This window comes from Streptomyces sp. SID11385 (genome assembly GCF_010548245.1).
Lineage (GTDB): Bacteria > Actinomycetota > Actinomycetes > Streptomycetales > Streptomycetaceae > Streptomyces.
Genome location: NZ_JAAGLR010000378.1, coordinates 1 through 15420, shown reverse-complemented (window position 1 = coordinate 15420; position 15420 = coordinate 1). Strand labels below are relative to the sequence as shown.

The window sequence follows — 15420 nt, the reverse complement described above, 5'->3', positions numbered from 1 at the left end:
ACGCGGGCGCGGGGCGAGTCGGACGAACCGGGGCTGCTCGCCTATCTCCGCGCGGGGCTGCTCCTGCACGCCGTACGGGCCGCGCTGCCCGACGTCCTCGCCCCGCACACACCGCCGCTCACCCGCGCGGCCTCACTCCTCACCGACGGCACCTGGGTCTGGCGTCTCGACCTCGCGCACTACGTCGCCCACGCGCACGTCCGTCTGCCGGCGGACTTCCTGTCGGCGGTACGGGCGCGGGCCTACGTCCCCCCGGAGGTGGACGCCGACCGGCTCACGGCGCTGCGGGCACGCTGGGCCCGGTAGCGGCACCGGCCGCCCCGCAGGGCCCCGCAAGCGGCGGGGCACCTCGCGGCGCCAGGTGGTGTCACGTCCGCCCGTCCTTCTCCTGCGCCTCGTGCAGCTCCGTCGCCTCGCGCCCCCACACCGCCCGTACGACGCGGAAACCCGCCGCCTCGGCGTCCCGGCACACGAGTTCGTCGTCGTCCGCGAGGAAGGCGACCGGTCGGGTACGGGCCAGGGCGCGCAGCCGCTCCAGTTTGGTGACCCTGGCGGGCCTGCGGTCCGCGTCGCCGCGCAGCCACAGCGGTCCCTCCGGCAGCCCCTGTGCCGCGAGCCAGCGCACCGTGTCGGCGCGGCAGCGCTCCGGACGGCCGGTCAGGTAGCCGATCGCGGTGCCCTCCGCCTCCGTCCTGCGGACGAGCGCGAGACCGTCCACGAGCGGCGGGTCGTCGACGGCGGCGGCGAAGAAGCCCGGCCAGTCCTTGCGGGCGCCGCGCAGGTAGTGCTGTCGGTGCCCCGCGTCCGAGAGCGTGTTGTCGAGGTCGAAGAGGGCCAGCGGCCGGGTGTCGCGCACGCCCCCACCGTACGGCGGCGGCCACCGCCGCGAACCCCCGCCCGCCCCACCGCGAACCGCCTGCCCACCTCGTCGCGAACCGCCTGCCCGCTCCGCCGGGAATCCGCGCCCGCCCCTCCCGCGGGGAATCCCCCGTCCGCTCGCGGCGTTGATCACGTCCGTGAGCTCCGCCGTCGACACCACCACGTTCTCCGTCCTCGACCGCTCCCGCGTGCGCGAGGGGCACTCGGCGGGCGAGGCCCTGCGCGAGACCGTCGCCCTCGCCCGGGAGGCGGAGGCGCTCGGGTACCACCGCTTCTGGGTCGCCGAGCACCACGGCGTGCCCGGGGTCGCGGGCGCCGCGCCGCTCGTGCTCGCGACGGCCGTGGCGGGGGCGACGAAGCGGATCAGGGTCGGTACGGGCGGCGTCATGCTGCCCAACCACCGGCCCTTCGTCGTCGCCGAGCAGTTCGGGGTCCTCGCGGGGCTGCACCCCGGTCGCGCCGATCTCGGTCTCGGCCGCTCGGTCGGCTTCACCAACGAGGTGCGGCGCGCGCTGGGGCACGACAAGGAGGACGCGGCCCTGGAGCGCTTCGCCGAACAGCTCGCGGAGCTGCGCGGCTGGTTCGACGGCACGCAGTCCACCTACCGGGGCGTGCGTGCCGTCACCGCCGAGGGCCTGCGCCCGCCGTTCTTCGTGCTCGCCACCGGGCGGGGCGCGGGCCTGGCCGCGCGGGCCGGGCTGCCGCTCGTGATCGCGGCGGTACGGGGCGAGGACGAGCTGCTGCGCACGCTCGACGCGTACCGCGCGGATTTCCGCCCCTCGCCGGGGAACCCGGACCCGTACGTCGTCCTCTCCGGGACGATCGCCGTCGCCGGGACGACGCGGGAGGCGCGGCGGCTGCTCCTCCCCGAGGCGTACGCCGCGATGTGGTCCCGTACCCGGGGCGTCTTCCCGCCGCTCGTGCCCGCCGGGGAGGTCGAGGCGCGGCCCCTGAGCGAGCGGGAGCGCCCGCTGTACGAGGACGCGCTGCGCGGGCACGTCGCGGGCACCGAGGAGGAGGTCGCGGCGGAGCTGGAGCGGCTGCTGACCCGTACGGGCGCCGACGAGTACCTGGTGACGACGAGCACGTACGACCGCGCCGCGCTCGTCGATTCGTACCGGAGGCTGGCCCGGCTGACCGGGCTCGCGGGGCGAACCGGACAATAGGCCCCGGTGCCCCGGCCGGTCGGGGGCAGGAGGGGTGCCAGGACGTGTCGTGCGCGGGGGTCTACCGTGGGCGGACAGGACACGGGGGAGAGTGAGGAGTGAGGATGGACAGCCGTACGGCCCTGGTGGAGGACCTGCTTGAGCGGTTCCCCGGGGTACCGAGGGAAGCGGTCTTCAAGGAGGACCTGCTGCGCGGCGGCGTGGCCTTCGACAAGTCGGCGCTGAGCGACAACGAGTCGGGCGAGGTCAAACCGAAGTCGTACTTCATCTTCTCGTTCGACCACGGGACGCTCCCGGAGCTGGGCGAGGCCGCGCTGCGCCGTCCGCCCGAGGAGATCGTCCTCACCGGCGGCCCCTACGACCTGCGCCGCACGGTCGTCTCCGTGCGCGTGAACCCCGCCTCGCCCTACCGGGTGGCCGCCGACGAGGACGGGATGCTCGCGCTGTTCCTCGACGGCAAGCGGATCGCCGACGTGGGCGTGCCGCCGATGCCGGAGTACTACAAGCACAAGCTCTCCAACGGCAAGTCGGTGATGGAGGTCGCCCCGACGATCCAGTGGGGGTACCTGATCTACCTCACCGTGTTCCGGGTGTGCCAGTACTTCGGCGCCAAGGAGGAGTGCCAGTACTGCGACATCAACCACAACTGGCGCCAGCACAAGGCGGCCGGCCGGCCGTACACCGGCGTCAAGGACGTGGACGAGGTCCTGGAGGCGCTGGAGATCATCGACAAGTACGACACGGCGAAGGCGTCCACCGCGTACACGCTCACCGGCGGCGCGATCACCTCGAAGGTCGCCGGGCGCGACGAGGCGGACTTCTACGGGCACTACGCCAAGGCGATCGAGGAGCGCTTCCCCGGCCGCTGGATCGGCAAGGTCGTGGCGCAGGCGCTGCCCAAGGACGACGTCCAGCGGTTCAAGGACTACGGGGTGCAGATCTATCACCCCAACTTCGAGGTCTGGGACCGGCGGCTCTTCGAGCTGTACTGCCCCGGCAAGGAGCGCTACGTCGGCCGCGACGAGTGGCACAAGCGCATCCTCGACTCGGCCGAGATCTTCGGCGCGCGCAACGTCATCCCGAACTTCGTCGCGGGCGTCGAGATGGCCGAGCCCTTCGGTTTCCAGACGGTGGACGAGGCGATCGCGTCGACGACCGAGGGACTGCGGTTCTTCATGTCGCACGGGATCACCCCTCGCTTCACGACGTGGTGCCCCGAGCCCACCACGCCCCTCGGCAAGACCAACCCGGGCGGGGCGCCGCTGGAGTACCACATCCGGCTGCTCCAGGCGTACCGGGCGACGATGGAGGAGTACGGGCTCTCCTCGCCCCCCGGCTACGGCCCGGCGGGCGCGGGCAACGCCGTCTTCTCGGTCAGCTCCTTCATGGACAGCCTCGACCCGAACAGCTCGGTGGCGCCGAGCGTCGTGTGACGCCGTGACCGCCTGACCGCGAAGGACCGCGAAGGCCCCTGTACCACCTCGGTACGGGGGCCTTCGGCGTCCGGTGCCGACGCAAGCCGATCCGCAAGAACTTGGCAAGCAAGCGCATTCACACGACACTTGGACGAAAACATCGCGCACACGTCTTGTGCCGCTCCTCTCCACGGTCCTTAATGTGTCCGGAGCTTCCGGCGCACGTCTCCTCCCCCCATACGCACGCGGCCGCTCCCGCTTCCCGTGGTGCCCCATGGTTCGAGAGGAACGCCCGTGATCCACAGGCACGGCACAGCAGCCGTCCGCCGCAGACCCGCCCTGCTCGCCGCCCTGACCGCCGCCGCGCTCGGCGCGGGGCTCCTGAGCGCGGCCCCCGCCCTCGCCACGAAGCCGGTGGCCCCCGCGCCCTCCGGACCCGCGGTGACCCGTGCCGGGCTCGACCCCGCGCTCGTCGCCGGGCGCGGCGCCCGCGTCGGCTTCGTCGAGCAGGAGGCCGAGCACGCCACGACGAACGGCACCGTGCTCGGCCCCGACCGCACCCCGTACCAGCTTCCCTCCGAGGCGAGCGGCCGCTCCGCCGTGAAACTGACGCCGGGCCAGTACGTCGAGTTCACGCTGCCCGAGGACGCCAACGCGCTCACCGTGCGCTACAGCATCCCCGACGCGCCCGAGGGCGGCGGGATCACCGCGCCCCTTAACGTCTCGCTCGGCGGCAAGAAGCGCGCCACGATGACGCTGACCTCGCAGTACGCGTGGCTCTACAACCAGTACCCCTTCTCGAACGACCCGCGGGGCGACCTCCTGCACGCCGACTGGTGGACCACCGAGTGCGACTGTGTGCCGGCCGCCACGACGCCGGCGCCGTCCTTCGACAAGCCGTTCCGGCCCAGCCACTTCTACGACGAGCAGCGACTCCGCCTCGACCGCACCTACCGCGCGGGCGAGAAGGTACGGCTCACCGTGCCGCGCGGCAGCGAGGCCGCCTGGACCGCGATCGACCTGCTCGACTCCGAGAAGATCGCCGCGCCGAAGGTCTCGCTCCTGTCCGCGAACGTCCTGGCCTTCGGCGCCGACCCGACCGGGCGCAGGGACTCGGCGGCGGCGATCGAGCGCGCCATCGCCTTCGCGAAGCGCGCGCACCTCAAGGTCTACCTGCCGCCGGGGACGTACCAGGTCAACCGGCACCTCGTCGTGGACGACGTGACGATCGAGGGCGCGGGAAGCTGGTACACCGTCCTGAAGGGCAAGGAGGTCGCGCTCGACGAGCCCGCCGCCGACGGCTCGACGCACACCGGCGTCGGCATCTACGGCAAGTCCGCGGCCGACGGCGGCTCGAAGAACGTGCACCTGTCCGGCTTCGCGATCGAGGGCGACGTACGGGAACGGATCGACACCGACCAGGTCAACGCGATCGGCGGCGCGATGAGCGACTCGACGATCAGCGGCCTCTACCTGCACCACACCAAGGTCGGCCTGTGGTTCGACGGCCCGATGCGGAACACCAAGGTCACGGACACCGTCATCGCGGACCAGATCGCCGACGGCCTCAACTTCCATACCGGCGTCCGCGACTCCCTCGTCCAGGACGTCTTCGTGCGCAATTCGGGCGACGACGGGCTCGCGATGTGGGCCGACAAGACGCAGAACAGCGGCAACACCTTCGACCACAACACCGTCCAGTCCCCCGTCCTCGCCAACGCCCTCGCGATCTACGGCGGCGAGGACACCACGGTGAGCGACAACCTCGTCGCCGACCCGGTGCGCGAGGGCAGCGGCCTGCACGCGGGCTCCCGCTTCGGCGCCGAGCCCTTCACGGGCCGCCTCGACTTCCGCGACAACACGACCGTCCGCGCCGGGACGCTCGACCTGAACTGGAAGATCGGCCTCGGCGCCATCTGGTTCTACGCGCTCGACCGCGACATCGACGCCGACATCCGCGTCACCGGGGACCACTACCTCGACAGCACCTACAACGCGATCATGCTGGTCAGCGACTACGGCGTGAAGGACAAGGTCAAGCTGAAGGGGCTGAAGTTCAAGGACGTACGGGTCGACGGCACGGGCACCTCGGTGCTCAGCGCGCGCGTCGCCGGGTCCGCGTCCTTCGAGAACGTGGACGCGCGGAACGTGGGCGCGGTCGGCGTGAACAACTGCGGCTCGTTCAACTTCCCCTCGACCGGTTCCGAGTTCACCGTCGACGACCTCGGCGGCAACGACGGCGGCGGCACGACGGGTCCGTGGCTGGCCGCCTGGGAGCTGCCGAACACGATCACGTGCGACGACCGGCCGCCCGTGGTCGCCCCGCCCGCGCCGCGACCGTGGTGACACGCGGGCGCTGAGAAGCAGGTGCCGGCCGGGGCGGCCAAGGCCCGGCCGGCACCTCCTCGCGTACGGGACCGCTCCCCCGCCCCCGGCGCGGCCCCGGACCTGCGCGGACTCCCCCGTCTGCCTACGATCGCCGTATGACGAGCCCCCACGATCCCTACGTCCGGGTGCGCGGAGCGCGCGAGAACAATCTGCGGGACGTCGACGTCGACGTCCCGCGCGACGTCCTCGCCGTCTTCACCGGCGTCTCGGGCTCGGGGAAGTCCTCGCTCGCCTTCGGGACGATCTACGCCGAGGCCCAGCGCCGCTACTTCGAGTCCGTCGCCCCGTACGCCCGGCGGCTCATCCACCAGGTCGGCGCGCCGCACGTGGACGAGATCACCGGGCTGCCGCCCGCCGTCTCGCTCCAGCAGCGCCGCTCGGCCGGCTCCGCGCGCTCCTCGGTCGGCACGGTCACCACGCTCTCCAACCTGCTGCGCATGCTGTGGTCGCGCGCGGGCGACTACCCCGAGGGCGCGCCGCGGCTCGACTCGGACTCCTTCTCGCCGAACACGGCCGTGGGCGCCTGCCCCGCGTGCCACGGCCTCGGCCGCGTGCACCGCACGACCGAGGAACTGCTCGTCCCCGACCCGTCCCTCACGATCCGCGAGGGCGCGATCGCCGCGTGGCCGGGGGCCTGGCAGGGCAAGAACCTGCGGGATGTGCTCGACGCGCTCGGCTACGACGTGGACCGGCCCTGGCGGGAACTCGACCCGGCGGACCGCGAGTGGATCCTCTTCACGGACGAGACGCCGACCGTGACGGTCGAGCCGGTCCGCGAGGCGGGCCGCGTGCAGCGTCCGTACCAGGGCACCTACCAGAGCGCGCGCCGCTACGTCCTGAAGACCTTCGCCGACTCCAAGAGCGACACGCTGCGGGCGAAGGCGGCACGGTTCCTCACCGACGACCCGTGCCCCGTCTGCCACGGGACGCGGCTCAAGCCCGAAGCGCTCGCCGTCACCTTCGCGGGGCGGACGATCGCCGAGACGGTCCGGCTGCCGCTCACCGCGCTCGCGGCGATGCTGCGCGAGGCGGGCGGCGGGAACACGGCGCGCGTGCTCGTCGAGGACCTGCTCCCGCGCGTCGAGACGATCATCGGTCTCGGCCTCGGCTACCTCTCGCTCGACCGCGCGACCCCGACGCTCTCGGCCGGCGAACTGCAACGCCTGCGCCTCGCCAGCCAGCTCCGCTCCGGGCTCTTCGGCGTCGTGTACGTGCTCGACGAGCCCTCGGCGGGACTGCACCCCGCCGACACGGAGGCGCTGCTCGACGTCCTGCACGGGCTCAAGCAGGCGGGCAACTCGGTCTTCGTCGTCGAGCACCACCTCACGGTCATGCGGCACGCCGACTGGCTCGTGGACGTCGGCCCGGGGGCCGGGGAGCACGGCGGCGAGGTGCTGCACAGCGGGCCCGTCGGCGGGCTCCAGGAGGTCACCGCCTCGGTGACCAGGGATTATCTCTTCGGCGGCCCGCGTCCACGCCCGGCGCCGCCCCGCGAGCCGGCCGGGTGGGTGCGGCTGCGCGGGGTGCGCAAGCACAACATCGAGGGCGTGGACGTGAGCGTCCCGCTCGGCGTGCTCACCGCCGTGACCGGGGTCTCGGGCTCGGGCAAGTCGACGCTCGTCCCCGACGTCCTCGCGGGCGCGCTCGACGCGCGGGCGCGCGGCGAGGACCCCGGTCCCGGGGCGCCGTACACGGCGCTCGAAGGGGCGGAGGGCGTCCAGCGCGTCGTACGGGTGGACCAGCGCCCCATCGGCCGTACGCCCCGCTCCAATCTGGCCACGTACACGGGGCTCTTCGACACCGTGCGGAAGGTCTTCGCGGCGACGGACGAGGCGAAGGCGCGCGGGTACGGCGCGGGGCGGTTCTCGTTCAACAACAGCGGCGGGCGCTGCGAGACGTGCCAGGGCGAGGGCTTCGTCTCCGTCGAACTCCTCTTCCTGCCGAGCACGTACGCGCCCTGCCCGGACTGCCACGGCGCCCGCTACAACCCGGACACGCTCGCCGTCCACTACCGGGGCAGGACCATCGCGGACGTGCTCGCCCTGACGGTCGAGTCGGCGGCGGACTTCTTCGCGGACGTCCCCGCCGTCGCCCGCAGCCTGCGCACGCTCCTCGACGTCGGCCTCGGCTACCTGCGCCTGGGCCAGCCGGCCACGGAGCTGTCGGGCGGCGAGGCCCAGCGCATCAAGCTCGCGACCGAGTTGCAGCGCGTCCACCGCGGCCACACCGCCTACATCCTGGACGAGCCCACGACGGGCCTGCACCCCGCCGATGTCGACGTGCTGCTCCGCCAGCTCAACCGGCTCGTCGACGCGGGCGACACGGTCGTGGTCGTCGAGCACGACATGGCCGTCGTCGCCTCGGCGGACTGGGTCGTCGACCTCGGCCCGGGCGGCGGCGACCAGGGCGGCCACCTCGTCGCGGAGGGCCGCCCCGAGGACGTGGCGAAGGCGGAGGGGAGCAGGACGGCGCCGTACCTGCGGGCGGCGCTGGGGTGAGGCGGGGCGTACCCGTGGGGTGCGCCGGGGGTGAGGCAGGGCGTACCCGCGGGGTGCGCCGGGGCGAGGCCGCGGCCCGCGTCTCCCGCTGCCGCGGCCCCTCCCCCGGCGCCCGTCAGTCCAGGCTCAGCAGGTGGTCCAGGACCTTCGGGTCGGCCTTCACCCCGTCGTGGCGGTGGTCGGCGGAGACCCAGGGGCGCAGCCCCCGGACGTGCGCGGCCGTCTCCAGGGACTGGTCGTGGTCCACGAACATGTCGTGCCGGTACACGGCGGCGGCGACCGGCACCTCGTTGGCGGCGAGCCGGTCGAGGTCGTAGAGGGCGGGCCAGTCCGTGCGCGCGGCAAGGGTCTCGGCGGCGGATTTGAGCGGGACGAGAGCGGGGTCCTCGTCGAACAGCCAGGGGTAGATCATCTCGCCCGTGAACAGGGGCGGCCCCGGGCGCTCGGCGTCGAACTCGGGGAACTCCTCGCGCACCCGGTGCGCGGACCAGCCGGTGGGCCGGCCGCCCTGGGCGTAGATCGCCTCGTGCAGGACGGCGTAGAGCGGCCGGGGGGCGAAGGAGACGACCGCGTCGACGCCGCGCAGGAACGGGTCGGAGAGCGCGGGGCCGTGCGGCCCGGCGACGAAGGCGCTCTCCAGGAGGTAGTGCAGGGAGTCGTACGCGGACGAGGTGCCGAAGGTGATGCCGAGGGTCTGGAAGCGGCGTGCCGTCAGCCGCTCGCCGGAAGGCATCGCCACCTCGTGCGCGCGGAGGTGGTCCACGACCCGTGCGGCGAGCTGCCGGTCTCCCGGGTAGCGGGCGAAGTACCGGGAGTTGGCGTCCAGGACGCGCCGGTAGGCGGCCCGGTAGACGTCGTCGGCGTGGCCGGTGAGGGTGGGCAGGCCGCCGGTGACGAGGGCGCGGGCGAGACCTTCGGGGGCGAGGCTCAGGTAGGTGAGCGTGCAGAAGCCCCCGAAGCTCTGGCCGAGTACGGTCCAGGGTTGGTCGCCCTGGAGGTGGCGGCGCAGCAGTTCGGCGTCGCGCACGATGGCGTCCGCCCGGAAGTGGCCCAGGTACGCGGCCGGGTCGGGGCAGGCGGCGAGGGTGGTGCGGTCGGCGGGCGTGGAGCGGCCCGTGCCGCGCTGGTCCAGGAGGACGACGCGGAAGTCCCGGAGGGCGCGGCGCAGCCAGGCGCCTGCCGCGTTCGGGCGCTCGGCGCGCCCGCCCGGCCCGCCCTGGAGCCAGAGCAGCCGCGGCAGTTCGCGGCCCTCCAGTCCCTCGGCGACGACCTCGCGGGCGAAGAGGGAGATCCGCTCCCCTTCGGGCCTGCTGTGGTCAAGGGGCACGTCGAGGGTGTGGTCGGTGCAGACGAGCCCGTCGTGTCGGTAGGTGGTCAGGTCGTCGGTCAAATCCGGCTCCAGGGCGGGGGTACGGGTACGGGTACGGGTACGGATGCGGCAGAGGGCCCGGCTCAGTAGCCCGCGACGCCCAGTTCGCGGCAGATCTCCACCAGCTCCGGATGGACGTAGACGCCGTCGCGCTCGACGCACTCGCCGTCGAGGTGGATCGACGGGCCGAGGACGGAGCCGTCGGTGTGGGCGGCGGAGACCCAGGGCTCGCCGCCGATCCAGGCGCCCTTGGTGCCGATGCCGAGTTCCACGCAGCCGAAGACGCGCTCGTCCTCGACGATGCGCCCGGTGGGCGCGGGGACGCCGGGGTTGAAGCCGAGCGACCAGTGCGCGACCCGGTACATGTTCGGGTCCTCCCAGGACGCCATCCAGCGGCGGAAGATCTCCGCGTCCTGCCCCTCGCCCTCGATCTTCGTGACGACGCCCTTCTCGACGGTGCAGCGCACCGGGGAGCGGAGGAGCCCGAGCTGGTCCGGCGGCCACAGGGCGCCGTCGAAGACGAGGACGCCCTCCTGCGTCTCCTCCAGCGGGTTCCACGAGATCTGGCCGGAGAGCATGACGGTCTCGCCGGGCTTCTCGGCGGGCTTGCCGCGCAGGTTGATCGGCCGGTCGCCGTTGCGGCCCCGGATGTCGGTGCCGTTCGCGGAGGTGATGCGCACTTCGTCGGCCTGTTCGAGGAGCCGTACGAGCGCCTTGCCGAGCTTGATGACGCCGTCGAAGTCGGGGCGGCCCACCGTCGCGACGAGCATGTGCACGTCCATCGCGGTCAGGTTCGTGTAGCGGCAGCCGTTCGCCATCGCGCGGCGGAAGGCGTCGGAGTGCATGACGTACGAGACGGCGAACTCGATCCACACGTCGGCGTCGGCTATCGCCCCCGCGACCGGGCGGGGCGGCTCCATCGAGGAGCCCGGCATCGTCTCGTACCAGACCACGACGGGGTGGGCGCCCGCGGCGGCGACGGCCTGCGCCGTGGCGTCCACGACGCGGCGGTCGCTGCTCGTGTCGCCGGTGAGGACGACGTGCTCGCCGGGCTTGACGAGCATGACCTGCTCGACGAGCTTGCGGGCGGCGAGGGCGAGTTCGTAGCTCAGGTACTCGGGCCTCGGTTCGAGGCGGCTGTACATCTCCATGACGCTGTCTCCTTGCGGTGGTGCGGTGGTGCGGTGGTGCTCCGGCGGCGCTGCGCCGCGGCACCGTGGTGCCCGGCGCCCCGTAGTCCGGCGCCGTGCGGGAAGGTGGCTTGGGGGGCGGGGCCTCAGCCCGCCTTGACGATCTGGGCGGAGTCGCCCAGGGAACTGCCCGCGATGAGCCCGGCGCCGACCAGGTTCAGCTCCTCGTCGGCGCGCGGGCCGCGCCACTTGCGGTAGCCGACGCGCACGGCGAGTGCGGCGAGGACCATCCAGCAGGCGTGCGGGGTGAGGATCAGCAGGCCCGTCGCGAGCATCACGCCCATCTGGCGGCGGACACCGCCGAGCAGTTGGACGAGCGCGCCCGGGATCGCCCAGAGCAGCAGGGTGCGCAGCACCCCCGGCTCGCCGAGGCCGTTCCTGACGGTGTCCGCGTAGACCTTGGCGACGGGCGGGACGAGGCCCTGCCGGAAGTAGGACTGCCACAGCACGGCGACGACGGCGAGGGCGGCGGCGAAGCCGATGAGGGCGGCGCGGAACTGCTCGCGGCGGCCTTCCCGCTCGTACGGGTCCCACGGGCGGTGCTCGCGGCGCAGCAGCCAGCCGGCCTTGAGGTCGTAGCCCATGTCGGCGAAGGCGGGCCCGGTCGCGGAGACGTACCCGACGAGGAGGGCGAGCGGCACGGAGGGGATGCCGATGAGCAGCCCGAGGATGAGGAAGATCAGCGTGACGGCGAAGGAGGGGAACCAGCCGGACTGCATGGCCGCGAGCCCCACGATGAGTTCGTGGACGAGCGCGGCGAAGGCGGCGAAGAGCACCCAGCCCACGAGACCCGCCGGGCTCATGTCGCCGACGAGGCCGCCGAGCACGGCGAGCAGCACGGCGCCCGCGACGAAGAGGGCGTAGCCGCGCACGAGGCTGCGGCGCAGGGCCGTCTCGTCGACGGTGTACGCGGTGGTGGGGTCGGCGGCACCGGGTGCCTCCTGCCCCGTCGCGGTGCTGTCGCCCGTCGTCGTGTTCCCCCGGCGCCGTACCAGCATGACGACCGCCTGCCCGAGCGCGACCACGCCCGCCCCCACCATGACGCCGTGCGGCACGTAGCCCGCGCCGAGGTCGGTGTGGAAGAGGTCGGGGCCGAACTCGCGCAGGCCGAGCCCGATGCCGAACATGAGCAGCGCCCAGACGTTGCCGAGGAAGGCCACACCGGCGGCGGAGAACGGGAGGCTCAGCAGGGTGCCGCCGAGGCCGACGAGCGTGCCCGCGCCGAGCACGAGAGCCCGCTTGCCGCCCCTGTCGCCCGCTTTGATCGTCTCGGCCGCCGCCGCGCCCGGCGGCCAGGCGCCGTCGGCGGGCAGGAGGCGGGAGCCGAAGGAGCGGTAGAGCACCCAGGTGTCGATCAGGAGACCGGCGAAGGAGCCGATGAGCATCGGCCACACCAGGTCCTCGCGCCCGAAGACGTAGGGCACGGCGATGGAGGTGAGCAGCGCGTTCGCGGAGGCGAAGGTCGCGGCCGAGATAGCGCTCTGCGCGAGGTTCTGCCGGTGCACGTCGCGCATCGAGCGCAGTCCGGCGAGCGGTATCCGCCCGATCAGCATGGCGATGAGCGCGCCGACGACGGACGTGTTGGCGGAGATGCCGAGCTTGGCGACGAGGTCGGCCCCGATGACCGCGCCGACGACGGAGAGCACCACGAGCACGACGAACACGACGGGTTCGCGCACGCGGGGATGGCCGGCTCCGGAGGCGGGGGCGCGCTCCGGCCGCTCCGGCGAGGGGGCGGTGGTGGGCGGCGATGACTGGGACACGGGGGTACCCCTTGGTGCTGGGGCCCTTCCATCCCCCTGGGGGCGGGGGCGGCGGGCGGGGCGGGACGTTCGGGGGCGCGCCGGAACGGTGGGCGGGCGCGCGGGGTGGCGCGTCGGGCCTCTGGGCACGCGGGGTGGCGCGGCGGGGCGCGGCTGCGTGGGCCGACGGGGTCGTGGGTCAGGAGCCGAAGGCGGCGGTGGCCTGTTCGGCGCCTCGCAGGACGAGTTCGGTGATGCGGCCGGCCGCGCGGGTGACGCGGTGGGCGGGGCCGATGACGGTGAGCGAGGCGGCCACGGTGCCGGCCTGGAAGACGGGCGCGGAGACGGCGGTCACGGCCTCGTCGTACTCGCCGTGGCTCACGCTGTGGCCGCGCTCGCGGACCTTCGCGTAGATGCCGAGGAGGGTGTCGATGTCGGTGACGGTGTGGTCGTTGAAGGACTGGAGCGGTGCCGCGCCGAAGAGCAGGCGCAGCTCCGCCTCGGGGTAGTGGGCGAAGATGGCGTGCCCCGAGGCGCCCGCGTGACCGGGGATGACGGCGCCGACGATCGCGGTGTACCGCACGGGCCCGGTGCCGTCCACGGCGGCGGCGCAGCGGTACCCGGCGCCCTGCGGGACGTTGAGCACGACGCTCTCGCCCGTCTCGCGCAGCAGCCCGGCGAGGATCGGGCGGACGAGCGAGGGGAGGACGCCGCTGTGCTCGCCGACCCGGGCGAGGCGCGAGACGGCGGGGCCGAGGCGGTAGCGGCGCGTGGCGGGGTCGCAGCTGAGGAAGGACCGGGAGACGAGCGTCGTCAGGACGCGCTGCGCGACGGCCTTGTCCCAGCCGTGCCGGCGCGCCATCTCGCTCACGCCCCACTCGGGGCGGCGCTCCGTGAAGGAGAGCAGCGCGAGCAGGGCCCGGTCCGCGCCCTGGAGGACGCCGGGGCGAGCGGGAGCGGGAGCGTCGTCGGCGGCCGTGTCCACGGCCGGGCTCCCGGCACTCCCGGCGGGGGCGGGGATGACGAACCGCGTCGCGCCGTCCTCGGCAGCGGTGCCCTGCGCCTCGACCATCGCTTCGTCCTCTCCTCCTGCGGCTGAACCCTGCGGCTGAACCGGCGTGCGGGTGGTGCGCTGAGCGCTACGCCGTTGCGCTCAGGGGCGAGAACTATCGGTGGGGCGGGCCGGGGGTGTCAAGGGGTTCCCGGGGTCTTTCGCGCGCGGGGGCGGAAGCGGTTTTGCCGGTCCGGCAAGTCCGCTTGGCGCCCCGTGCGACCTGGGCGAATGCTCGGGGGTGTCCGATCCGCACGTCTTCCGGAGGTCCACGTGACCACACTGGCTCCGTCCGCCCGCCACCGCCTGCTCGCGCTGCCCGGGGGCCGGGTGCATGTCGCCGAGCAGGGCGAGGGGCCGCTCGTCCTGCTCCTCCACGGCTTCCCCGAGTCCTGGTACGCGTGGCGGCACCAGTTGCCGGCGCTCGCCGCCGCCGGGTACCGGGCGGTCGCCGTGGACGCCCGGGGGTACGGGCGCTCGTCGCGTCCGGGTGACACCGAGGCGTACCGGGCTGTCGCCCTGGTCGGCGAACTCGTCGCGCTCGTACGGGCCTTGGGCGAGGAGCGGGCCGTGCTCGCGGGGCACGACTGGGGGGCCACGCTCGCCGGGCAGGCCGGGCTGCTGCGGCCCGGGGTGTTTTCGGCGGTCGCGCTGCTCGGGGTCCCGTACACGCCGCCGGGCGGGCCCCGGCCCTCGGAGGTCTTCGCCGCGATGGGCGGTGACGAGGAGTTCTACGTGCCGTTCCTCCAGAGGCCCGGCGTCGCCGAGGCCGAGATGGAGCGGGACGTACGGGGCTGGCTCGCCGGGTTCTACACCTCGCTCTCCGGGGGGAGCGAGGCCGTGCCGCCCGGCCCGTTCTTCGTGCCGCGCGGGCACGCGATGCGCGAGCGCTTCGTGGACGGGCCGCTTCCCTCGTGGCTGAGCGAGGACGAACTCGACCTCTACGCGGGTGAGTTCGAGCGCACTGGCTTCGGTGGCGCGCTCGCCCGCTACCGCGTCATGGACCGCGGCTGGGAGGACCTGGCGGCCTGGGAGGGCGAGCCGCTGCGGCAGCCCTCGCTCTTCCTCGCGGGCCGCGAGGACGCCTCGCTCGCCTGGCTCTCCGAAGCCGTCGACGCCTTCCCCCGCACCCTCCCCGGGCTCAGGGGCACCCACCTGCTGGACGGCTGCGGGCACTGGGTGCAGCAGGAGCGGCCCGAGGAGGTCAACGCACTCCTCCTGGAGTGGCTGGCCGGTCTGGACCGGTGACCGGGCGCCCGTGACGGCACGGACCGCGGGCGCGACGAGACGGGCGGCGGGTGTGACGGCACGGGCGGCGGGCGTTCTTCGTCCTGCGACCCCTGCCGGACAGCGGGCGCTTTGCCCGCGCACCGTCCCGATCGGGCAGCAAGCGTTTTCCGTCCATGCCGTCCCGGGCCATTGACCTCGCCCCGCCCCTCGCGTTTCATGACAGGGCCGCCGTCTTCTCCGCGCGCCGCTCCCCCGGCGCGCCGCCCGCCCCTGCCCGAGGAGACCCGGCATGTCCCCAGCCCCCTCGCTCGCCGACTGGTTCCCGCCCGGCCTCGTCGCGGCGCGCCTCCCCGCGCTCGGGGAGTGGAGCCCCGTACCGGCGCCGGGCGAGTCGTGGCCGTTCGACGGGGCGACGCGCGCCCGGGTCCTCGCCGAGGCGCGCAGCGTGCTCGGCGAGCCGTGGCCCGCGCTGCCCGCCTCGCTCTTCGCGCG

At 73.8% G+C, this 15420-nt stretch carries 11 protein-coding genes and 1 pseudogene; 7 read left to right on the top strand and 5 right to left on the bottom strand.

Features of this window, described 5'->3' with window-relative positions:
• Positions 1–306, top strand: a 306-nt coding sequence (locus G3I42_RS11405; RefSeq protein WP_239096394.1) for a hypothetical protein, incomplete at its 5' end; no start/stop codon positions are given.
• A 61-nt stretch (positions 307–367) separates the two neighbouring features.
• Here G3I42_RS11405 and G3I42_RS11400 read toward each other — a convergent pair.
• Positions 368–856 carry an HAD family acid phosphatase gene (locus G3I42_RS11400; RefSeq protein WP_164285035.1) on the bottom strand — a complete coding sequence of 163 codons (489 nt, stop codon included), beginning with the start codon at positions 854–856 and terminating at the stop codon, positions 368–370.
• A gap of 160 nt (positions 857–1016) precedes the next feature.
• On the opposite strand from G3I42_RS11400, the gene G3I42_RS11395 reads away from it, so the two are divergent.
• The 4 genes from G3I42_RS11395 to uvrA all read left to right on the top strand — a co-directional run bounded on the left by G3I42_RS11395 (position 1017) and on the right by uvrA (position 8346).
• On the top strand, positions 1017–2045 hold the full coding sequence (locus G3I42_RS11395) for an LLM class flavin-dependent oxidoreductase (RefSeq protein ID WP_343244518.1): 1029 nt from the start codon (positions 1017–1019) through the stop codon (positions 2043–2045).
• A 104-nt stretch (positions 2046–2149) separates the two neighbouring features.
• The gene (locus G3I42_RS11390; protein WP_164285031.1) at positions 2150–3478 is read left to right on the top strand and encodes a radical SAM protein; all 1329 of its coding nucleotides are present in this window, start codon (positions 2150–2152) and stop codon (positions 3476–3478) included.
• Between the two features lie 276 nt (positions 3479–3754).
• Positions 3755–5806 carry a glycosyl hydrolase family 28-related protein gene (locus G3I42_RS11385; RefSeq protein WP_164285029.1) on the top strand — a complete coding sequence of 684 codons (2052 nt, stop codon included), beginning with the start codon at positions 3755–3757 and terminating at the stop codon, positions 5804–5806.
• 137 nt (positions 5807–5943) lie between these two features.
• Complete coding sequence (gene uvrA, locus G3I42_RS11380; RefSeq protein ID WP_164285027.1) at positions 5944–8346, top strand: excinuclease ABC subunit UvrA; 2403 nt, start codon at positions 5944–5946, stop codon at positions 8344–8346.
• A 115-nt stretch (positions 8347–8461) separates the two neighbouring features.
• On the opposite strand, the gene G3I42_RS11375 is transcribed toward uvrA, so the two are convergent.
• From G3I42_RS11375 to G3I42_RS11360, 4 genes are all read right to left on the bottom strand, one after another.
• Entirely contained in the window at positions 8462–9736 is a 1275-nt protein-coding gene (locus G3I42_RS11375) for an alpha/beta fold hydrolase (protein ID WP_164285025.1), read from the bottom strand.
• A 62-nt stretch (positions 9737–9798) separates the two neighbouring features.
• Positions 9799–10866 carry a hypothetical protein gene (locus G3I42_RS11370; RefSeq protein WP_164285023.1) on the bottom strand — a complete coding sequence of 356 codons (1068 nt, stop codon included), beginning with the start codon at positions 10864–10866 and terminating at the stop codon, positions 9799–9801.
• Between the two features lie 125 nt (positions 10867–10991).
• Positions 10992–12584 (bottom strand): OPT/YSL family transporter, encoded by a 1593-nt coding sequence (locus G3I42_RS11365; RefSeq protein WP_164285039.1) that lies wholly within the window; start codon positions 12582–12584, stop codon positions 10992–10994.
• Positions 12585–12846: 262 nt separating this feature from the next.
• Positions 12847–13719 carry an IclR family transcriptional regulator gene (locus tag G3I42_RS11360; RefSeq protein WP_164285021.1) on the bottom strand — a complete coding sequence of 291 codons (873 nt, stop codon included), beginning with the start codon at positions 13717–13719 and terminating at the stop codon, positions 12847–12849.
• A gap of 210 nt (positions 13720–13929) precedes the next feature.
• Between G3I42_RS11360 and G3I42_RS11355 the strand changes: the two genes are divergently transcribed.
• Complete coding sequence (locus G3I42_RS11355) at positions 13930–14946, top strand: alpha/beta hydrolase (RefSeq protein ID WP_239096393.1); 1017 nt, start codon at positions 13930–13932, stop codon at positions 14944–14946.
• 271 nt (positions 14947–15217) lie between these two features.
• Positions 15218–15420, top strand: a pseudogene (locus tag G3I42_RS11350) (heparinase); the annotation flags it as partial.